16 protein-coding genes are annotated in these 22,320 nt (G+C 44.2%); 1 reads left to right on the top strand and 15 read right to left on the bottom strand.

Annotation, left to right across the window (positions count from 1 at the left end; genetic code table 11):
- Nucleotides 1-134: 134 nt before the first annotated feature.
- The 12 genes from K7A41_RS08330 to K7A41_RS08385 all read right to left on the bottom strand — a co-directional run bounded on the left by K7A41_RS08330 (nucleotide 135) and on the right by K7A41_RS08385 (nucleotide 13,350).
- Entirely contained in the window at nucleotides 135-626 is a 492-nt protein-coding gene (locus K7A41_RS08330) for a 4'-phosphopantetheinyl transferase superfamily protein (protein WP_265713357.1), read from the bottom strand.
- A gap of 1 nt (nucleotide 627) precedes the next feature.
- Nucleotides 628-894, bottom strand: a complete 267-nt coding sequence (locus K7A41_RS08335; RefSeq protein WP_265713359.1) for an acyl carrier protein — start codon at nucleotides 892-894, stop codon at nucleotides 628-630.
- Complete coding sequence (locus tag K7A41_RS08340) at nucleotides 891-2,171, bottom strand: beta-ketoacyl-[acyl-carrier-protein] synthase family protein (protein ID WP_265713360.1); 1,281 nt, start codon at nucleotides 2,169-2,171, stop codon at nucleotides 891-893. The genes K7A41_RS08335 and K7A41_RS08340 overlap by 4 nt, the downstream gene beginning before the upstream one ends.
- Nucleotides 2,168-2,614, bottom strand: coding sequence for a 3-hydroxyacyl-ACP dehydratase FabZ family protein (locus K7A41_RS08345; protein ID WP_265713361.1), 447 nt, complete (start codon nucleotides 2,612-2,614; stop codon nucleotides 2,168-2,170). The genes K7A41_RS08340 and K7A41_RS08345 overlap by 4 nt, the downstream gene beginning before the upstream one ends.
- A gap of 11 nt (nucleotides 2,615-2,625) precedes the next feature.
- Nucleotides 2,626-3,678 (bottom strand): type III polyketide synthase, encoded by a 1,053-nt coding sequence (locus K7A41_RS08350; protein ID WP_265713362.1) that lies wholly within the window; start codon nucleotides 3,676-3,678, stop codon nucleotides 2,626-2,628.
- The gene (locus K7A41_RS08355) at nucleotides 3,675-4,388 is read right to left on the bottom strand and encodes a methyltransferase domain-containing protein (RefSeq protein ID WP_265713364.1); all 714 of its coding nucleotides are present in this window, start codon (nucleotides 4,386-4,388) and stop codon (nucleotides 3,675-3,677) included. The genes K7A41_RS08350 and K7A41_RS08355 overlap by 4 nt, the downstream gene beginning before the upstream one ends.
- The gene (locus K7A41_RS08360; RefSeq protein WP_265713365.1) at nucleotides 4,379-5,512 is read right to left on the bottom strand and encodes an NAD(P)/FAD-dependent oxidoreductase; all 1,134 of its coding nucleotides are present in this window, start codon (nucleotides 5,510-5,512) and stop codon (nucleotides 4,379-4,381) included. Before K7A41_RS08360 ends, K7A41_RS08355 begins: the two co-directional genes overlap by 10 nt.
- Nucleotides 5,513-5,836: 324 nt before the next feature.
- Nucleotides 5,837-6,124, bottom strand: a complete 288-nt coding sequence (locus K7A41_RS08365) for a hypothetical protein (protein WP_028068831.1) — start codon at nucleotides 6,122-6,124, stop codon at nucleotides 5,837-5,839.
- Between the two features lie 159 nt (nucleotides 6,125-6,283).
- Complete coding sequence (locus K7A41_RS08370) at nucleotides 6,284-8,158, bottom strand: RagB/SusD family nutrient uptake outer membrane protein (protein ID WP_265713367.1); 1,875 nt, start codon at nucleotides 8,156-8,158, stop codon at nucleotides 6,284-6,286.
- Between the two features lie 17 nt (nucleotides 8,159-8,175).
- The gene (locus K7A41_RS08375; RefSeq protein WP_416221947.1) at nucleotides 8,176-11,526 is read right to left on the bottom strand and encodes a SusC/RagA family TonB-linked outer membrane protein; all 3,351 of its coding nucleotides are present in this window, start codon (nucleotides 11,524-11,526) and stop codon (nucleotides 8,176-8,178) included.
- Between the two features lie 78 nt (nucleotides 11,527-11,604).
- Nucleotides 11,605-12,732: a FecR family protein gene (locus K7A41_RS08380; RefSeq protein WP_265713369.1), complete on the bottom strand. Its 1,128-nt coding sequence runs from the start codon at nucleotides 12,730-12,732 to the stop codon at nucleotides 11,605-11,607.
- A 66-nt stretch (nucleotides 12,733-12,798) separates the two neighbouring features.
- Nucleotides 12,799-13,350, bottom strand: a complete 552-nt coding sequence (locus K7A41_RS08385; RefSeq protein ID WP_265713370.1) for an RNA polymerase sigma factor — start codon at nucleotides 13,348-13,350, stop codon at nucleotides 12,799-12,801.
- 253 nt (nucleotides 13,351-13,603) lie between these two features.
- Here K7A41_RS08385 and K7A41_RS08390 point away from each other — a divergent pair, with 253 nt between their 5' ends.
- Nucleotides 13,604-14,008: an NUDIX hydrolase gene (locus K7A41_RS08390; protein WP_037532438.1), complete on the top strand. Its 405-nt coding sequence runs from the start codon at nucleotides 13,604-13,606 to the stop codon at nucleotides 14,006-14,008.
- A gap of 38 nt (nucleotides 14,009-14,046) precedes the next feature.
- On the opposite strand, the gene treZ is transcribed toward K7A41_RS08390, so the two are convergent.
- Genes treZ through treY form a run of 3 tightly spaced genes read right to left on the bottom strand, consistent with a single transcriptional unit; the run spans nucleotide 14,047 to nucleotide 22,234 of the window.
- The gene (gene treZ / locus K7A41_RS08395) at nucleotides 14,047-15,879 is read right to left on the bottom strand and encodes a malto-oligosyltrehalose trehalohydrolase (protein ID WP_265713371.1); all 1,833 of its coding nucleotides are present in this window, start codon (nucleotides 15,877-15,879) and stop codon (nucleotides 14,047-14,049) included.
- Between the two features lie 22 nt (nucleotides 15,880-15,901).
- Nucleotides 15,902-18,019 carry a glycogen debranching protein GlgX gene (gene glgX, locus K7A41_RS08400; protein ID WP_265713372.1) on the bottom strand — a complete coding sequence of 706 codons (2,118 nt, stop codon included), beginning with the start codon at nucleotides 18,017-18,019 and terminating at the stop codon, nucleotides 15,902-15,904.
- A gap of 6 nt (nucleotides 18,020-18,025) precedes the next feature.
- Nucleotides 18,026-22,234, bottom strand: a complete 4,209-nt coding sequence (gene treY, locus K7A41_RS08405; protein WP_265713374.1) for a malto-oligosyltrehalose synthase — start codon at nucleotides 22,232-22,234, stop codon at nucleotides 18,026-18,028.
- Nucleotides 22,235-22,320: the final 86 nt, after the last annotated feature.

The raw sequence follows: 22,320 nt of genomic DNA on the forward strand, positions 1-22,320 counted from the left end.
TAATTTTACATCAGGAGGTGTTTTAATGGCGCCTCCTACATGTAAAGTGTCAGCCGAAGAATCACTCAGGGCGTATCGCGTCAACGAAGACAGGTCCAATTGCTGATCGGCCTACCCTGAATCATTTTAGCAGCTTAAATAAGGATTGCAGCAACTACCTTTTCAAAACGGCCATGATGGCTTACTGAAACCGCCAAAGGTTCTTTCCGATCAGGCACTAATAGATAGGGAATACCGTCTGGATCTTTCATAATTTTAGCCTTTTCAATCTCCTTAACTTGACTGAAGGTGGTCAGATCATCAACGGCAATGCTATGTATCAGATCGGGACTAATCATAGTCACAGTATAGAAAATTGATTCACCGCAGGTTACCTTACCCCATGTATAATGGCTAGACAACTTGATCAAGGAACACACCAACTGTTTGGGCATATATTTTCGAATTCTGTTGCGCCTATTCCAAATTTTATAGGCAGCTTCTTTCATACTCCACAGAAGCCATACCGTGACTTCTGGATCTTTGCTATTGGCGATAAGCAGCTGTTCACTGGGCGTAAATAACTTCGTAATAAATCCTGGGCGTGTCCAATCACTTTCCTGACGGGACTGGACTAAATCAACCACATCATTGCCGACCATTTTTCTTCTGAAGCTTACTTTCTATAATATCAATCGCAGCCCCTACATTAAGCATGCGTTCCATATCAGGGTTATCAATGACCACATCGAACTTCTCCTCTATGTCCAATACGATATCCACCAAATGGGCTGAATTGATCTGGAGATCATGGATAAAATCCGTATCTTCGTTCAGATGGCTAAACGCTTCATTATTTACCGTATAGGGTTCAATGATATACCGTAGTGCGTCAATTAATTCTTCTCTATTCATAAGTCTTTTTGATCAAATTTTTTAAATATTACACAGGCGTTTACATCCCCAAAACCGAAGCTCGCCTTAGCAACAATCTGCGGATTATGCGTGATCGTCATTAGTGGCACCTTTGACGGATCTATGATCGCAGCGATTTCGGGATGTAGATCATCGCAATTGCAGTTGCCGAACAGGAATCCCTCATGGAGTTGTAATATCGACGCAACGCTTTCTATGCTTCCGGCTGCACTGAGACAATGGCCGGTCATACCCTTTAGGGAGTTGATATATGGGAAGTCACTTTTGCCACGTCCAAGAGCTTTGGCCCAGTTGTCTATTTCCGCAACGTCTTTTGTCGTGGCGGTAAGATGTCCATTGATAGCATCAACCTCGGCGGCAGAAATGCCTGCATTTTTAAGCGCGTCAGTAATACACCGCTGCACGGCAGCACTATTGGGAGCGGTCATGCTTCCACCTCTACGCTGCCCTCCTGAATTGAGCTGTCCACCCAGTATTTCTGCATATATGGTCGCTCCACGTTGCAGGGCACTTTCCAAATCTTCCAACACCAAGGCGCCAGCGCCACTACCGGGGACAAAACCACAGGCTGTCGCGCTCATGGGGCGAGAGCCGGCCGATGGTTCACTGTTGTATCGAGAACTACACACACGAAGGGCATCGAAGCCCGCCCAGATATACGGACCGCTATCCCCAGTGCTACCCGCCAGCATTCGCTTTGCCCGTCCATAGCGTATACGGTCATAAGCCATTAAAATAGCCTCTGTCCCTGTCGCACAGGCAGAAGAGTTGGTGGTAACCTGATTTCCCAGCGCCAGTTTGCCACCTAGGTACGCACTGACCCCGCTGTTCATAGTTTGAGCCACTACCGTACTGCCAAGCCTACGGACCTGCAACTCGTCGATTTTGTAAATGCTCTCGTGAAACTTATCTACTCCCGAAGTACCAGAACCGAAAACAGTACCGCTGTCCCAGTCGGGATCAACAGGCATAGCTAGTGGTAGACCTGCGTCGGCCCAGGCTTCCATACCAGCGATGACGCCGTACAATATACCGGTACTACTAAAGTCTCTGAGCTCAAGCTCAGTAAAACACTGCCTCTTAATATGTTCCGTTATCGTTGGCATCCCGGCTATCTGACAAGAAAACTGCAGCTCTTGTAATCGAATATCATGACGGATACCCGAGACGGTATTTTTTATTGCCTGCGTAAAGGCAGGAACACCTACTCCATTCGGAGCCACTACCCCAAGTCCTGTAATGACGACCCTGTTCATTTTTTCTGCGTTATCATGCCTGACAATATACCTTTGCAAACTTCCTGCCCCATTTCATTTCGCATCCTGACTGCACACTTAAGTTTACCGAACCGAAAATATATCTTGTCTGCAATAACGGTAACCTTCTCTTTGGGATACACTGGTTTTAGGAACTGGACTTCAGTTGATGTTAAGGCCATGGTGTATGCATTCTGCCGAATGTCTCGACTCAAATAAGCGCCAAAACAGGCCAGCCCAATTTGCGCCATCGTTTCAGTCAGGATTACGCCAGGTGTGACTGGTTTATTCTGAAAATGCCCACGGTAAAAATCGAGATTTTCGTCGAAAGTATATGTGCCCACAATTCGGTTATCGTCTACATCAACCAACTCGTCCACAAACAAAAATGGCTCAGTATGTGGCAAGTGCGCAATAATATCATTCAATTCCATCACTCCCATATTTATAAAATTTACCATCTTAATAAAACGCGCTGCGCCGTAAATCCAGGCCCAAAACTCAGCATCAACCCCAGCTCACCGGTACAGGGCTGACGTTCCATGATGCGTTCAAGAACATACAGGACAGTAGCGCTGGACATATTACCATACTGTGAAAGTATGATTTTAGTATCGGCTATGTCCTTGCCCAATCCGGCAAAAATCTGCTCGATTGTAGCCACTATCTTTTTACCTCCGGGATGAAAGATCATATAATCAATATCTTTAATTCCCACATAATTCTTTTCGAGAAAGGGGTCGATGACCGATTTAAAGTGTGACGCAATTACATGCGGCACTTCCACATCCAGGATCATTTGCATCCCCGTATTGGTCAGTCTAAAGCCCATAATATCGTGGGCATCGTAAAAATGATACATCTCCTGGTCCAATATAGTAGGTCCAGAATCTGTCTGATGAGACGACAATAAACAGCATGCTGCCCCATCTCCAAATATAGCCGCGCTGACCATGTTGGACATCGAAAAATCAGCCAATTGGAATGTCGCCGAAGGTGCCTCCACCGCGATGACTGCAGCGCGCTTTCCGGGATTGGCCTGTAAAAAATTTTTGGCATAGATAATACCTGAAACCCCAGCAACACAACCCATCTCGGTGACTGGCAGCCTAACGATATCCTGTCGGAGTTTCATTCTATTTATGAGATGAGCATCTAAAGAAGGTATCATAATGCCAGTGCAGCTGACGGTGATAATATAATCTAGCGACTGTGGTTCCCAGCGGGCTTTGTCAAGTGCTTTTTTGAGCGCCGCCTCGCCCAAAATAACGGCTTCCCGGCAATAAATATCATTCTTTTCTTCAAAAGATGTTGCCGTAAACACTTCAAGAGGATTCATGATCGCGTATCGTCGATCCACAGCAGAGCCTTCAAACAACTTTTTCACCTTTTTAACAAAGCGCGGTTCATGACCACTTAGCCACGCTTCCACTAATGGCAGGATCTCAGCTGTTGTACAGGAATAGTTAGGCAATTGCTTGGCGATACTTGTTATCTTAACGTTCATATATTGGAAATTATCCATTGGTAACGGAACGCCCATTTCCAGTGGAGACTATAATTTTTCAAATGCAACTGTTTAGCGAATCGTTCCAGCTCGCATTTCTTAAATCCTCGCAATATGGATATTAGCCCATCATCTTTTGTCATCTTATTTAACCTAAAAAGAAAGCAAATAGTTTGAAATAGTCGATAGGCAATTTTACTGCGTTCAAGATCATTGATGACGACTCCCACACGGGCTATTCTGCTCAGAATGCGCATGAAGTGAACTATTTTCTCATCATTAAAATGGTGCAGTGTGAGGGTACATAACGCGATATCATAGGAAGCGGTTTCAAAATTTTCTTCAAATACGTCGGCACACCGATATGAGATATTTGGATAATCTCCAGATAGTTTCCGAGCATAATCTATAGTAAATGAATTAGCATCTATGCCGACCATTTTAAAATCTATATTATTTTGAAAACCGTAATCGCTTAGTACACGCAGCATATCGCCATTACCACAACCTATATCAATAACCATAATTGTCTGGACTGTACCAGTTTTAGCAAGCAATTTCTTGACACCGTTTAACGTGGTACCATTACCGCCAAGAAAACGATTGATCAAGGACAGTTGATCCAATGTGGTACGAAGTACTGTTCCCTCAAGCGAAAAATCGTCCATAATTTCGGTTTGCGCTGTCCTATATTTGGTATTTATGCCCATTTTATTGTCTTTGTGGTTCCATGAGTTTGTTTGATGATCCAACTCAGTACGGCTGGAAAAAGAGTTGACATGTGGATAAGAACGGTTCTGCCAATTTCGTATTGGAGTACTTTTGCTAAGACTCTACCGAAAAATAGACGTCGTCCAAAATTTCGTTTCCATTGCCTGATATATGCGCATTCCAATTGTTGACGAGAAGTTATCTTGCCATCGTAATAATCGACGATAAGTTCCGAAGCAAGCTTGGCACTTTGTATGGCCATCGCCATTCCATTGCCACAGAATGGATGAATCAGTCCAGCGGTGTCGCCAATCATCAGCATATGCTTCTCCACAGTCGTCTTTTTTTCGAAAGAGATTTGGCTAATGGTCAACGGTCTATCAAAGAGCATGCTGCTATGCTCGAAGAAATATTTCAGCTGATTGTTTTCAGCTAAGACATACTTTTGATGCTCCGCGATATTTTTATATCTCTTAAAAGTCTTGATATCTGCCAAATAGCATACGTTGATAGTGTCTTGTTCGGTTTTTGAAATACCACAATACCCACCCTCAAAATAATGTAAGGCAATGAGATCATCTGGGAAGCACCCTGTATAATGGGCTTTGACAGCTATCCATCCCGACATCTTTTGTATGAAATTGCGCGACAACGCTTGGTCTATATGGCCACGTTTGCCGTAAGCGCCAAGGACGATTTTAGATTTAAGCACTTTGTCACGACAGGTAACGGTGAATTCATCACCTTCGAAAGAAATTTCCGATACTGTACCCGTGTTTACAATACATCCATTTGCAATAGCGTTCTGATATAAAAAGTCATCCAGACAGTAGCGGCTCAGTCCGATCCCACCCAAGGGAAGTTTAATAATACCCTCCCGCCCAACTTGTGTTGTGAATTTAAGTCGCTCAATTTGGCTAGGCTTCAAGGTGTTGACATCTACCCCTAGCGAGCGTAAATAAGGTAAAACCTCGTTAGACAAGTATTCTCCACAAACCTTATGTCGTGGATATGCGTGTTTTTCAATCACGGTAACATGCAGTCCTTGTTGAGACAAATGTAGTGCACTTGTGAGCCCTGCCAGCCCCCCACCTATGATAATTACGTCAGGATTTGTTTCCATACACCATTTTGCTCTAAAACAACGATCTACCTTTTTCACTCCTACGTAAAATGGTACAACGCCTCACGATAAATAGGTCTAAAAAAAGAGCACGTTAGTGAATGGAGCACCGCTTGCTCTTTGATTTTAACCTATATTTGAAAACTTTTGAATAGAACAAATGTCGTCTGTAAATAGTTTTCGGACTACATCATCAATACATTGGCGCCGTGGCCCAATACCAACATATCCATCTCACTTAGCCTCATCCTGCTTTTCTATGGAAAGCTGATCGGAAGAAACTGTCCCGTTCGCAGACATCATTTCTCTGAAGGTTAGCCAGTGCTATGAATCAGCTTTGCTTTGTTCAAACTTTTTATATGCAGTATCTAGTGTATCGAATTCGGATTCTGATATAGTGACTTGTTGGCCGTCCGCCAATTGCGCTACACGATTAAAAACATCCACAGTTTTTGAGATGATTTCTTTGGGGAATTCGTTCAGTTTTCCCTCTTCAATAAGCGATCGGAAAAACTTCAGCTGTTTCGTGTAATAGGGTTCGTCCTGCTCCAGGATAGCGTCGTAGATCTTTCTTAAAGTATCGACGTGAAAGTATAATCCACTTTTTTCCATATCATCGTTTTTTTTATTTTAAGGTTTCTTTATGAGATTTTACTCAATTGCATGTTTCGTATTGAACAAATATCAACACAACATCGTTGCCAGAAGATGAAAAATACTGCCTCCAGAAAGTTAAATATTTTCTGGAGGCAGCCTATACATCTGCATGAATTATTTCCAACCTACATTTTGAACCAGATTCGGATTTTTATCGATCTCGGATTGTGGAATGGGGAACCAGTAATTTTTGGCGGTAAATACACGTTTTTGATAAACCGACCGTTTGAAAAATGCCTTCGGGTTAGCATCGTTATCGTCTTTTTCTGTGCCCGAAAAATTCATACCATAAAAATTTCCGTTTAGGACACTTTCTCCTATTTTCCAGCGTCTTATATCACGATATCGTATACCTTCATTGTTCAATTCCACACGGCGTTCATTTCTGATCGCCTTTCGCATCGCATCCTGAGAGGCAGGAACGGGCAATGCATCTTTTCCGACACCATATTGAGGGACACCAGCACGTTGTCTTATCAAATTGAGATATTTCAAAATATCGGAATGGGAAGCATCGATCTCATTTAGGGCTTCTACATAATTCAGATAAACTTCGCCTAGACGATACAAGATACCGGGCCGGTACGGATTCGTTCCATTTCGGGGATCATGATCCGGATGTACCTTTTTTCGGATCAGATACCCATTCTGTGGTGCGTCGTGTGTAGGACCTCCGTCCCAGTTGCCGCTGTAAAATTGGGTTGTCCGATTTTCCCTTCTATACCAGGCACCATTATACAATACCGAGATATAAAACCTCGGCTCGCGATGTGTATACATGTTATAGGTACCGGCGAGAGTGACTTTTCCGTCTCCCTGTGATTCGGCCCAACGCGTATTTCTGACTTCCGCTGCTGTTGAAAATCCCTTCTCCTGATAGCCTGACAAAGGGTCGTCTATTGTACGTCCATTCTCCATAAAAAAAGCGTCTACCAGCGATTGCGTGATACCGAGTCCGCCATTACCACCGGTACCTCGTGGCTGCGCGTGTTTGTCGTATTCCCAGACATTGCAGTCGGGTCGCGCAAAAAGAATCTCCTCATTGCCATCTTGAGGCCTTCTGAACAGCATATTCTGGTAGGAAAGAAACGGATCAATAGTCCCGTCAGGATTATACTCTACATAGAGCTTATGCCCAGCCATTTCCGCTTTCTCTATCAGCAACTTTGAAGCCTCAGCAGCTAGTCTCCACTTCTCAGGATTATAGGTTCCATTAAATATCGCTTCACCTTTATTATTGACAAACCCTGTATAGGCAGTATTTCCATTGACCAGCGGACTGGCCGCAAACAACAGAAGCCGAGCTCTTACTGCTAGACACATAATGGAAGTGGCCCGTCCATACTTTTGTGCAGCGCTGTATTTGGCGGGTAGGATAGCGGATAGATCCAGCAGCTCCTTTTCTGCCCACTGCACCACCTGATCAAAGGGTGTCTGCCCGATCATCAACTCTTCGGCTGGAGCATTGGGATCCGACAAGCCGAGATGAAACGGTATAGCGCCATAGGTCTCCAACAGGAGTGTATAATAGTAAGCGATCATAAAACGTGCTTCCGCTTTCATCAGATTAACCTCTTCTTCGGTCACCAGTTGAGCCGGATTAGGTTTTACATTTTCCAGAAAAATATAAGCCGATCGGATCCGTTTGGGAAGCTCCACCCAATAGTTTGGCTCCCAGGCAGTACTTGGATTCCAGTTTCCCGTTTGCATACCAATAACCGACCAACCAAATTGTTCCCAGCCTGTAGATGGAGCCATATCGTCCGAAAGAGGGTCCCACCCCAAGGTCCGTGTACTTCCCCAATAGGGATCTGGTACATTGCTGTAAATCCCAGCCAGCCAATCTTCGGTTCTCGTTTTGTCCTTAAAGATCATTTCCAGCGTTAACTGATCGTCAGGGCTCTTATCCAAATATTTGGAACAGGACGCCAATGTAAGAACTATCGTTGCCAGAGAGAAAAAGGCAATTTTATATTGTATTGTCTTCATATTCTTATCGCTTAACTCTATTTAAAATTTAACTCTAACCCCGCCGAGACGGATTTCATGATTGGATAGCGCATTCCATTGTTGACACCAAGTTCAGGATCCCAGAGTTTAAAATCACTGACTGTCAAAAGGTTGTTACCACGAAGAAATATCCTAAAATTGCGTATCGAAAGGTGGTCCAATAGTTTTGTAGGTAAACTATACCCTATTTCAACATTTCGTAACCGAATAAAACTCATATCTCTGAGCCACCAGGTAGAAGCCATATTATTGTTTGCACTCTGGTAGTCGGAAAGCCGCGGATAAAAAACATCCTGACTCGGATTATCCACTGTCCATCGGTCCCAAACATTACTAAAGATATTTCCCATAGCACCATTGGCGCTTCCCGGAATAAAATTTGAGCCGCCTATAATGCGGTAAGTACGCGATACGCCTTGGAAAAAGAAACCGAAATCAAGGGCTTTATATCGCAGGTTGGAACCAAAACCGAAAACAATCTGTGGATCCTCTGTCCCCCCTATTGCCGTCCTGTCCAGCGCGTCCACCACACCATCTCCATTGAGATCACGGTATTTGATGTCCCCAGGACGTACAGGCCCAAAAGAATGCCTGGTGATCTCGGGCTTCAAGACGCCGTTAGCCACATCGCTAAAATCCGCATCCGTGAAAAGACCCTCGTCAATGAGGCCAAACAGCTGTCCGATTGGTTTGCCCGTCGAAGAGCGTGATGTGCCGATTACCGCACTAGGCTCGTCCTGTTCCAGTATTTTATTGATAGCATAGGTGAATGTGCCCCGTACGGAAAGGGATAAATTATGGTTGATCGCTTTATTTACTTCAAGTGACATATCTATACCTTTGTTGTTCACCCGTCCAAAATTTGCCCAAGGGGCATTGGTAAAACCGCTGGATCCCGGGATCGAACGACGTTGCATAAATATGTCTTTTCGCTCCTCATTAAATAAGTCAAGCTGGAATTCCAGGGCTCTCCATAGCCCCAGTTCTACACCGACATTCGACTTTGCTACGGTTTCCCATGTCAAATTGCCGTTACCTTGATCTCCTTCCATGCGACCAGCTCGTTTAAAATCATTGTTGAGTCCCCAGGAATATCCTCCAGTTTCGTTGATGGTCGTGATATAAGCAAATCGACGGCCGTCGAGTTTATCATTCCCTACTAGGCCATAGGACCCGCGCAGTTTAATTTTGGAAAAGGTTCCCCTCAGATGCTCCATAAAAGGCTCCTCGGAAAGATACCAGCCAAGTGCAAACGAGGGAAAGAAGCCGTATCGCTTGCCTGGCGCAAAGTTTTCAGAGCCATTATAACCAAAATTAAATTCGGCTATATATCTGTTGTTATAATTGTAGGAAAACCTGCCCGCAATACCTTGATTGCGATAAGGTAGAAGGTCGCCGTTATCATAGTTTCTCTGGTTGTAAAGAAACATAGCCTCTATATTATGCCCCGCGAAAGTCTGAGTATAATTAAGGGCTCCTTCTAGATACATGCTTTTATCTCCCCAATCCGAGTTTTTCTCATACCCCAAGAATTCCTGTCCATAACTATCAATCACCAACTGTAGTTTTCCGTTTTCATCGCGGCCAATGGCTGGATTATAATAGTCAGGGCTTTTGCTTCTCACCACTGATGTGTTCGAATATCTATCAAACGAAAATAGCCCCCGCGCTTTTAACCCTTTGAGCCAAAATGAAAGGTCTTGTTCCACAGAAAATAGAGATTCGATTTTACTGGCGCTGATCCGCTCGTATCCCCGTTGTGTGGCTAGAGCCCATGGGTTGGTCCGCTGTGGGGTACGGGGGATTTCACCGGAAGAATAGATAGTCGGATGCACATAGGGCGGGATAGTGAATGCTTCTTGAAATAGATCATCGACGCTCTGAGGTGCCCGGGTTCTATCCTGCAGATAGCCACCAATATTCAGGCGGAAAAGTGTAGTCGGGCTGACATTGATATCCACATTGGACCGTACATTGTAACGGTTTAATCGCGAAGATGAGTTCCAAGCCTGATTTTTGTCACGCTCGATCAACCCGCCCTCCCTGTAATAAGAAGTCACCAATGAATATCGCAGAATATTTGATCCACCATTGACACTTACATTAGCCCTTGAATTTCCGGCGCGGTCGCGGAGTATTGCATCAAGCCAGTTGACATCGGGGTAAAGATCCGGATCTGTTTGATTACGGATATTTTCTATCCGTTCTTTGGAATAAAGTCCTTGCTCTCCTCGCTCCTCCCGGATACTATTCATGACTTCGAGATAATCGGCTGCTCCTATAAATTGTGGTAGTTGTACCGGCGAAGTGATACCTTGCTCAAAACGCGCCGAGACATTTGGCTTACCGACTTTGCCCCTTTTTGTATTAATTAAAATGACGCCGTTAGCGCCCCTGACTCCATAGACTGCGCTGGCCGCAGCATCTTTTAATATCGAAAATGATTCAATCTCTTCGGGATCCATATTATCGAGCGAGCGCTCGACTCCGTCTACAAGAATTAATGGACTACGGCTTCCCCCAAAAGTACTGATGCCACGAATCCAAAAGTTGGAATTATCATAACCCGGCTCTCCCGACCGCTGTACGGCGATAATACCTGCAAGTTGCCCGGCAAGGTTATTACTCATAGAGCGCGATGTCCCAATTTGTAACCGTTTGGGTTCAATCGTCGTAATAGCTCCAACGACAGAAGCCCGACGCTGTGTTCCAAATCCGACTACAACAACTTCATCTAATGCACTGACGCTGTCGCTTAGCAATATGCGATATTCGTTCCTGGCCTGTAAGGGTACTCGCTGATTCGCGAAGCCAACCAAACTCACAGTAAAATAACTGTCCTCAGGACCAAGGCTGAGCTGAAAGCGTCCCTGACCATCTGTCGATGTGTGTCTCTTACCTGAACCACTTGTGACCGTTGCATTGGCCAACGGTGTCTGCCCGGCATTGAGCACTTGTCCATTAATGAGACGCTCTTGTTGCTGTACAACCGGTCTACCACTACGTTTCACAATAATGGTATTATCATTTATAGTATAAGAGGCTTTCAAACTCGAAAATATGCGGTCCAGAACATTCTTAATAGGTTCATTTTTGAATGTCATCGATATACGCCTTGTATCGTTGATATCGTTTGGTGAATAAATAAATTTTAAACCAGTCCTGCTGTTTAGGTCTTTAAATACCTGCTTCATGGGGAGGTTATTAAAATCTATTGTGATATTTTTTTCCTGGCCAAAAAGCGGACCGCTTAGACAAAGCAACCAAACAAAGTTGCTCAAAAAAAAGCAAAAAAAGTTTCGCGCAAACTTATTTTGTTTGCGGGATGTCATAAGTAATTTATACATTTGAAAATTGATTAATATTTGATCATTACCAAAATGCCATTAGGCGTGATTAGGAATGTAGCAGCATTCCTAATTTTTTTATGGAATTGTTCGTGTTACATATATTTTTCCTTTCTTTTCTAAATAGTTTATATTATTGGTCTGTTGAATGATATCCAGAACATCGATGATGTTTTCGTATCTGCTGATCATACCTGTTATCGGAAAGTTGGAAATTGCCGGATCAACAATGACGTTGATCCCGTACCACTGTTCGAACTCAAGCGCCACATCTGATAGCTTTTCATTTTCAAAATAAAATAGGCCTTTTCGCCAAGCACTGGCCTTTTCAATGTTGTTGGACTGTACCAATAGGATCTTCGATTTGCTCCTATCGATAAAGGCCTGTTGCCCCGGTTTAATAATCACCTGTGTTTCATACAGGTTATGTTTAAGACGGATGCTTCCTTCCGTCAGTACCACATTTTCTTCATTATGACCAGATGCGTTCACATTGAATTTGGTTCCTAGTACTTCAATGGTCTGCAGCGTTGAACGTACCACGAATGGCACCTTTTTACCCGCCGAATATTGCTTATACACATCAAAAAACACCTCACCATGGACGTCTACAGAACGGTTATTCTTGTTAAAATCTCGATCAATCTCTATGGCAGCCAAATAATTGAGCCACACCTGCGTACTGTCGTTCAACAATACGGAGAAAACACTACGTGACGGATTTTCTATGCGCAGTTTTCCATCACTCTCCATATCCGCGAGTAAGTCAAGGGCAAGTACTTTTTCATCGTTGATTGTTGTATAACGTACGCCTCTGGGAAGCGTATCCAGAAGATCAAACCGTTGTTTATTGCCAATTAGCAATGATGGATTGCGGTTGCTGCTAACGGCAATTTTCATAGGGCTAATTGTGGTATGCTGATTTCGATAAAAAATAAAAATTCCTAAGATAATAAGGATACTTGCTGCGGCATACCATATCTGAGGACGATACCGGTGTACTCCTCTTTTTCTGGTGCCTTGATGGACTGCCGTTCTAATTTCCTGTCCGATACGGTCTATATCAACAGGATCTTCACCTTTCCTGTCCATTGCATCATATAGACGCTCTACAAATTTTTGTTCTCTAGTTGTCGTCCTGCCCGAGAGATATCTATCGAGAAGATCTTTTAAAACTGCACGGACATAAGGTTTCCTTTCAAACATATAAATTGGTTTATACTGGTTCCTTTTTTATATGTCGTTCGTACTAGCGGGAATTCCCAAAAAAAATTAAAAAAAAATAAAAAGGATCTTTTGGATGAGGTGTTTGAGCGTATTCGTGGTATTGAGTAGCTGATTTTGTACTGTCTTGGTAGATATTCCAAGTAGATCTGCAATCTCTTTTACGGTCTTGTCTTCATGGTAACGCAGCAAGAAAATCGCCCGACGTTTTTGAGGCATGCGCGAAAGCCATGTATTTACCATTAATTGAAGTTCTGACTGTATATATCGGTCATCAGCTGTCGACCCGTCACTGATCTCCTCAACGAGGAGCTCCAGTTCATCAACGTATTTCTTTTCTTTCCGAAATCGATCAATCACTTTAAAACGAACGGCCTGGCAGAGGTAGTGGTCTACGTCCAGAATTACTTTTCGCTCGCGTTTTTCCCATAATTCTATATAAAGATCCTGAATAATTTCTTTTGCAGTATCTGCGTCCCGCAGCCGACGGAAAGCTATTTCGTACAATTTCTGCCACGTCCGATGGTAAAGTTCGTCAAACGCTTCCTCGTTCGAGTTCTTTACCAAAAGAAAAAGTTCTTCAAGACTAGTTTTGCTCATAACAGACGATTTATAATTGTTACGATATTAACTTGGTTTAAAATTGATGAATGCAATATATAAAATCTTAATGGAAGATCCTATCACGACACATCCGCACCATCTGCAAGATCTTATTTAACGTTACCTAATATCACTGATGTACATCTCTATTGTTATTGTTGAAGCAGCGTTTTCTGCTAAGCTCTTCTTCCAAATTTTGTTTATATTTACATATTCGCAAAAATTCGAGATGAAGTCACTGAAATAAATTATGGAAAACAGAATTATCGACAAGGTCGCCCTTATCCATATTGCCAACAAAAAAGTATTGAGCACGCGCTCCAAGTCGAAGAATAAGCTGTACTTTCCCGGAGGAAAACGAGAGAATAACGAATCAGACCTCGAGTGCCTAAAAAGAGAAATAACAGAAGAACTGAATGTCGATATCGTGGAAAGCACCGTGAAATTCTTCGGTTTTTTTGAAGCACCAGCAGATGGGCATGAAATCGGTGTGACGGTCCAAATGCTGTGTTATTTAGCGGATTTTACAGGCATATTGGAAACGGCCAATGAAATAGAGTCTTTTGAATGGATAACCTATAAGGATAAAAACAGAACCTCCGCCGTGGATCACCTGATATTGGATAAACTGAAGAGTATGAATCTGATCGATTGATTTTTATTAAATCAATTATTTATTTCTCGGCTGGTTGATCACCTGTCGACACCAAAGGCGTGCACCCCAGCTTGGAAAACGACACCAGACCATGCCGCTATCGTATCCTCAAATTGCTTGAATTGGCTTTCGCCATTGATGTCCGCCCCTTGGTCCGTATCAAAAATACGTTGCCATTGCGGCATATCTGAAACAGAAATCTGCTGGTCTCTATCCGAAAAATTCATCACAACAAGTAGGCGTACGCCTTTCTTTTCGATATGCAGCATCAACAGACTTTGCTCACGCACATAACTGACTTGCATCTCTTCACGCTGTACATTCTTAAATACGGGGTTAGTTTTTCGGAAATTAATCAATGCGCGATAGTAAGCCAAATACGAACGATGTTTGCTGCTATCGGGCTCTTTCCAATCTAATACTGAGCCCTCAAAAGTCGCTCGGTCCTGTGGATCCGGCACTTCATTCCCGGTATGGAACTCCGCAAACTCCTTCCTCCGGCCTTCCCGTACGGCCTTCACAAGCTCCGAACTGCAATGACTGACAAAATATTGGAACGGTTTTTTTGTTCCCCACTCTTCACCCATAAAAATTAAGGGAATAAACGGAGATACAAACACAGCCAGCGCCAACAGCTTTGGAATGGGATCTTTATAAAGCACAGTACTTCTTTCACCCAGCATCCGGTTGCCCACCTGATCATGATTCTGGCTGAAAACAATAAACTGCTTTCCGGGGAGGCCGTCGGCCTTACTACCAAAGAATTTCTGTCTATGGGTAGAATAACAGCCATCGTAAACATAAGCAGTTTCATAGGCTTTGGCTAGGTGACCGATCCCATCAAACTCTTCATAATATCCCCTTCTCTCCTCACCTACCGCCACACGTAGCGCGTGATGAAACTCATCAAGCCATTGCGCATCCATCGCAAATCCGTTCTTCACCAGTGGCTCAAGAAAACGGCGGTCATTCAGATCGCATTCCACAAATAGATAACGCGGCTTACCCGTGGCTGCAATAATTTCATCGGTCTGTTGTCGGATAGCTTGCAAAATATGTACTGGGCTGAAGTCCTTTATCGCATGAACCGCATCCATACGTAAGGCATCAATATGAAAATCTTCAAACCACATACGAACATTCGCAAGCACCATATCGCGGATGCCATGGTTTAAGCGATCATCATAGTTGATCGCTTGCCCCCAAGGGGTATGATATTTGTCGGTAAAGTAAGGCCCAAACTCCGGGAAATAATTTCCTTCAGGTCCCAGATGGTTATAAACGACATCCAAAATCACAGCTATACCGAGCTGATGACAGGCGTCAACAAAACGTTGCAATCCTACAGCCCCCCCATAACTATTATGCACAGCAAAAGGAAAGACGCCATCATAGCCCCAGTTTCTGTCACCAGAAAATTGTGCTATCGGCATAATCTCTATCGCAGTAATGCCCAAATCTTTGAGATGCGGAAGCCTTTCCATCGCTCCGGCAAAATCATGCTTTTCTGTAAAAGCACCGACATGGAGCTCATAAATGATAAAGTCCGACTGTCGTGACGGCTGATAATCTCGATCCGTCCACGGAAAGCTCAAGTCAATTATTTCGGAAGGACCGTGTACGCCCTCGGGTTGCGAAAGTGATGCTGGATCAGGGTACTCTTGTCCGTCAATATTGATTCGGTATAAACAACCTGGTCTAAGATCTTGGCTCTCGGCATACCAATAACCATATTCCTCTTTCTGAAGCGGTATCGTAAGCTGTGAATCCAACACGCAGCTTACAGAAGTTGCAAAAGGTGCCCACACCCGCACCTGCCCGCCCGTCGCACTGCAGCTGGCTCCGATTTTTTCTATTCCCGTTTTTTGCATATCTGATAATACTTGATGGATTTTAAATAGACATAAATACAAGGACCGAACGTGGTGGCACCATAATCGGATCTCCGGGCGCATGTGATGCAAGCTCACCTATTTGGTCGAAATTGGTGTCCAGTACTTTCGTCCAGCCGGCGCTATATCGCTCGTCAGGAAGTATATATTCAACTTCTTCCCAATAGGCATTAAAAAGTAGATAAAAGTTTTTATCAGTCACTTTGGTACCGTCCTGATCTACCGACCTGATCCCTTGCCCATTCAAAAATAACGCAAGTGAACGCGCCAGATCATCCTCCCAATGCTGGTCGTCCATTTCGGAGGCATCTGGCAAAAACCAGACAATATCTTCAACTCCCGTACCTCGGATAGGAATTCCCTGAAACCACTTTCGTCGGCAAAAAATCGGATGTTCGCGCCGAAATGCAATCAATTGTTTGGTGAAATTCAGCAAGGATTCATCTTTACGCGCCCAATCGAGCCATGAAATTTCATTATCCTGACAGTACGCATTGTTGTTTCCTTGTTGGGTGCGCCCCCATTCATCTCCTGCTACTAGCATAGGTACTCCTTGAGAAAGAAACAACGTTGTCAGCAGATTCCGTTTTTGCTTTGCTCTCAACTGATTGATTCCGGAATCGTCCGTGGGACCTTCAGCTCCGCAATTCCACGAACGATTATGATCGTCACCATCTTGATTATCCTCTCCATTGGCTTCATTATGCTTTTCATTATAGGAAACGAGGTCATGCAAGGTGAAGCCATCATGGGCGGTCACAAAATTAACGCTGGCAGAAGGGGTGCGGTTGTCACCCTTATAGAGATCTGACGAGCCAGTGAGGCGGTTGGCAAACTCACCAATCATGCTATCTGCTCCAATCCAATAATCACGGATACAATCACGGTATTTTCCGTTCCACTCTGCCCAACCCGCCGGGAATTCGCCAACTTGGTAGCCGCCCTCGCCAATATCCCAAGGTTCAGCAATCAATTTTACCTGAGAGATGACAGGATCCTGATGAATGACGTCGAAGAAGGAACTCAATTTATCCACATCATGCAGTTCGCGAGCCAAGGCAGAAGCCAGATCAAAACGAAAGCCGTCTACATGCATTTCCTGAATCCAGTAACGCAGACTGTCCATGATCATTCGCAGAACATTTGGCTGTCGCGCATTTAGGGTATTTCCGGTACCTGTGAAATCCATATAATATCGGGGATCTTCTGCCAGACGATAGTAAGATGCATTGTCAATACCTCTAAAGGAAAGCGTCGGCCCCATTTCGTTGCCTTCACCAGTATGATTATAGACAACATCTAAAATCACCTCAATCCCCGCCTGATGAAAGGACTTCACCATATTTTTAAATTCTACCACTTGCTCGCCGTGCGTACCTGCCGATGAATAACGGACATCTGGAGCGAAAAAACCAATGCTATTGTAGCCCCAGTAGTTGCTGAGGCCTCTATCTTGTAAGTGCCGATCTGTTAAAAAATGATGTACTGGTAACAGCTCAACAGCGGTAATGCCCAAATCTTTGAGGTAGGCGATTGCCACGGGATGTGCCATTGCGGCGTAGGTTCCCCTGATTTCCTCGGGTATATCAGGATGCAGAGCCGTAAATCCTTTTACGTGTGTTTCATAAATAATACTTTTGTGCATCGGTATACGCAACGGCCGATCTTCACCCCAATCAAAGCCACTGTCGACAACGACTCCCTTTGGAATATAGGGTGAACTATCCCTTGTGTCAAAACTCAAATCTGCCTCAGCGTCACCAATGTGATACCCGAAGAGTGCATCATTCCAATTTATTGTACCGGAAATGGCTTTGGCATAGGGGTCAATCAACAACTTATGGGGATTAAACCGATGTCCCTGAGCTGGTTCATAGGGACCGTGAACGCGGTATCCATACCGTTGGCCGGGTCTGATCCCAGTAAGGTAGATATGCCATACTTGGTGCGTCTTCTCGGTCAATTTATATTTGGCGACCTCTTCAGAATCCTCGCCGTCATCATAGAGACAAAGCTCCACGCCCTCTGCGTGTTCAGAAAAAAGTGCAAAATTAACGCCTTTGCCATCAAAGGTAGCACCAAGTGGGTAAGGACTACCGGTAAAAACTTGAATTTCCATGGTATTTTATCGATTGAATAGTATGGTGAGTTGAAGTAATTGTTTTTGGATAGCTATATTAAAAGCATCCTTCTGCATTCGCCAAATCCAATTGCCTGTTGTGCTCGCAGGTCTATTCATCCGGCAGGATCCATCCAGATCTAACAGATCCTGCATAGGGACAATAACCGTATCAGCTACGGAGGCGTACAACATATGCAGAAAAGATTGGTTTATCGATCTGCTATCGATCGATCGTCCCATATACTTGCTGATCCGACCCTTAGCGGTTTGATCCAGATCCTGATTATACCAGGACAAAGTCGTATTGTTGTCATGGGTACCCGAATAGGCAACAAAATTCTGTTGATAATGATGTGGAATATGAGGTGAACAGGCGAAATCTTCGCCAAAAGCAAACTGAAGTACTTTCATCCCGGAAAAACCAAATTGGTCGCGTAACTGAAAGACCTGTGCATCTACATCCCCAAGGTCTTCAGCTACGAAGGGCATACTGCCCATCTCCTGTTTGACCTTATTAAAAAAAATAGCGCCAGGGCCCCGAGACCAATGCCCCTCTTTAGCCGAAAGGGCGGTAACGGGAACTTCCCAAAAGGCTGAAAAAGCCCTAAAGTGGTCCAAACGCACGCGATCATAAAGTTTGCAGCTATGGACCAGACGATCGATCCACCAGCTATAACCATCTTTTTTAAGCGTCTGCCAATTATAGACAGGCATGCCCCACAACTGCCCAAGCTCGTTAAAATAATCGGGTGGAACCCCTGCGACCATCGTCGCCTTGCTATCATCAGCGATTGAAAAATATAACGGGTTGGCCCATACATCAGCAGAATCATAGCTAGCATAAAATGGTATGTCGCCCAGTAGTCGTACCCCCCGGTCTTTACAATACTGATGTAAGCTTTCCCATTGGCTAAAGAAGATGAACTGCATCCATTTCTCTCTTGAAATATAATAATCATGGGCTTTCTCAAATTGATCAAGTGCTGATTGATCACGTTTCCGATACTTTTCTGGCCAGGTATACCAAGGTTTATATCCATGTTTTTCTTTCAAAACCATGAATAGCGCGTAATCGTTGAGCCAAACAGATTCCTGCAGACAAAAATCATGGAAAGCTGGTGTAGCTTCTCTCGAAGCGCGCTCATAAGCCCTTGACAGCAGTGCGAGTTTCCACGCATGGACGCTGTCAAAGTCAACCGGTAGTGAAGGGTTAACTTTAACCTCCGTGAGATCAGCTTTGTCGAGCAGTCCTAATTTTATCAAGGGCTTCAGGTCTATAAATAATGGATTGCCAGATCTGGTGCTAAAAGTGCTGTAAGGAGAATGATTTTGCGCGGGATCAGTGGGACCAAGTGGAAGCACCTGCCACCAGGTCTGCCCGCTTGCCTGTAGCTTGTCCACAAAACGACGGGCCTGTTTGCCCATATCTCCTATGCCAAAGGGAGACGGAAGCGAACTGATGTGCAGCAATATTCCGGCGCTCCTGTTTTGCGGCTTATCTTTAAAGGTCAAAATTGCCAACGGTAGCTGATTAAAAATGTCGTTCATCAGGATTTCGTTGCCTTCACCACTGTTTTCAGAAACGACTTGCTGCCAGTTCACTTTATGCTTAGTTGGGAGGCAAACCCGCGTATCCGCCCAGTCAAAACTTCCGGTAACAAACTTGACAGCCTTTGCAAGTGCCCCTAGATGTAGAGGTACTACTACGACCAGCCAGTTGTCATCAGATCGACGTGCAAAAGCTAAAATATGCTTCCGGTAACGGCCGGATACCTTAAGTTTAATATAACTGCCGCTGCCAATTAGCGCTGGATTTGTCTTACGTAGCCGGATCAGTTCGCGGATCAGCCAAAGCTTGATCTTCCCATCATGCCGTTCACGCCACAGTGTAGCAACCAGATCTTCTTCTTGTATTGCAGCGATATCAGATATTAGCTGCTTCCGCAACGGATAATCGACCGGCCGCCGATTATCGGGGTCGACAAAACTATAATCCCAAAGTTCGGAACCTTGGTAAATATCCGGAACACCGGGACAGGTAAACTTTAATACTTGCTGGACAAGACTGTTGAGCATACCATGGTCTGCAATCTCTTCGATAAACTGATAAAAGCTCGTGAAGAACGGGCGTTCCGCATCAAGCAGAAAGCGCGCGAAGTCCTGAACAGTGTTTTCATAACTGAAATTGGGTTCCTCCCAGTTAGAGCGTTCTTTACCTTCGCGCAGATATTTAACCAAATAATCCAAAAAGCGCTGTTCAAAGCCCTCGTCTACAACCTTTCGATGTTTCCCTGAAGGATAAGAACTCACTAAGGCCTGATAAATAAAGTACTCGTCATTAGGGTGCGGGAGATCGCTACGATATTCGTTCCACACAATGTCCTGCCAGATCTGTACTTGTTTCACCCATTTATCTGCGATTGATGTGAGCACCAATAGCCGGCTACGGGCGTCTTCCCCACGCTTCGTATCGTGCGTCGAGCTTGCATTCAGCGAAAGGGGCCAATATTGTTGCCGATGACGCATTGCGCGATGAAACTCCTTTTTGCTGAAGCCAAAATTATGCGGGTGATCCCCTACCTCGTTATGTGCAATAAACCGGTTGTAGGTATACATGAGCGTATCCTCCACTCCTTTAGCCATAACAGGGCCGGTGAATTGCATCATACGCATCAATAGTTGAAGTAACGCAGGCAATGTGGATATCTCCCGCCCCTCCTGCGCATCCTTAAATAGGCTCCAAACTTCTTGTACAATCTGTTGGTCCAGTTCTGTAGTACAGGTTAGCTTCTTAAATAATCTGGTTATTAGGGCATAACTCTCTTGCGATAGGGGAAAATGGTCATCATAAACCCTATACACTGGAAAATACGCGAGAAAAAATTCCACAAATGCCTTTATAGCATCTTGTTTATCCTGGGCAGCCGGCAACAATGCCGACATCATCCGCACCAAATTGTCAACGTCACCACTCATGTGCTCACGAACAATATGCAATTTCTTGTTCAATTGCAGCTTTTTGATCGTTTGTTTTTCACCCATCAACTTTCGGTAGTAGCGATCGAACACTTTTTTACTTTTCCGATTGGTAAAGACATTATTGCAGGCAGATAGGAATTCGTACCCGGTGGTCCCCTGGATAGGCCAGTTTTGAGGCAATTTTTCTCCTCGTTCGAGAATTTTTTCGGCCACGATATATGTATTAGGCCCGACCAGTTTACGTAAATTATGTAGATATTGACTAGGGTTATAAAGACCGTCGATATGATCCACGCGTAGTCCATCTATCAACCCCTGTTCAATAAGTGTGTTTAACAGCTGGTGCGCATGGTCAAACACAGCCGCATCCTGCATATGTATACAGATCAGGCCGTTGACCGTGAAAAAACGGCGGTAATTTATCCGCTTGCTGGTTTCCCACCAGGGACATAGTTCATAATACTGACTATGGGCAAGTTCGCGCAGACGCTCACTGCTGCTGTTAAACTTCTGTAGGGTAAGCTCAAGCTCCACATCGCCAATTTCCGAAATCATGGCTTGACGGATGCTATTCCACTCTTCGGTATTGCCGTTGGCTTGGAGGGTATTTATCTGCACGAGAAACCCGTTGTAGTCGACGTGCATTTTCCGGAGGTTATCCGCCAGGATGTAACAGTAGGATTCGGGACAAAGGGGATAGAAATTGTCCTGATAACTCAGGTAAAATTTGTCATGATTTCGGATTAAAGAGAGATGCCCCTGATGGATTACATCGTCCAGCGATTGTACAAGAACTGGAACCATGAGCTTTCCATCTTCAAACATATTTGAACTGAGACAGGTATCAAAATACCTATTGTACCGCGAAGCCGCGCCAAATTCTAAAACATCCATCAACCGTTGATTTGAAGTATGGAACGCCATGTGATTCGGCACGATATCCTGCAACCATTTTATTCCATATTGATGGAGTTTTTTTCTGATCCGTTTAAAATCATCCAATGACCCTAGTTCCGGATCAATTTGGTTCATTTCGATTCCATCATAGCCGTGGCTGCTGGAAGGAACCGAACGTAATATCGGTGCAGCGTAGATAGTATCTATCCCAAGCTGCTGCAAATAATCGATTACCAATTCGAAGTCACTGAAATTAAAGTCTTTATGAAATTGTATTCTGTAGGTAGTATATGGCGCTGACTGATGGCAAATGGACACATTTTTATTTGTATGCATAGCTTGGCTGATTTCGTTTTTATAGCAGAACAGTACCCAGCCGAATTAGTTCGCCAGATCTTTGAAAAAAATTTGTTGATGCAATC

The sequence above is a fragment of the Sphingobacterium sp. InxBP1 genome (assembly GCF_026191775.1).
GTDB classification, from domain to species: Bacteria; Bacteroidota; Bacteroidia; order Sphingobacteriales; family Sphingobacteriaceae; genus Sphingobacterium; species Sphingobacterium thalpophilum.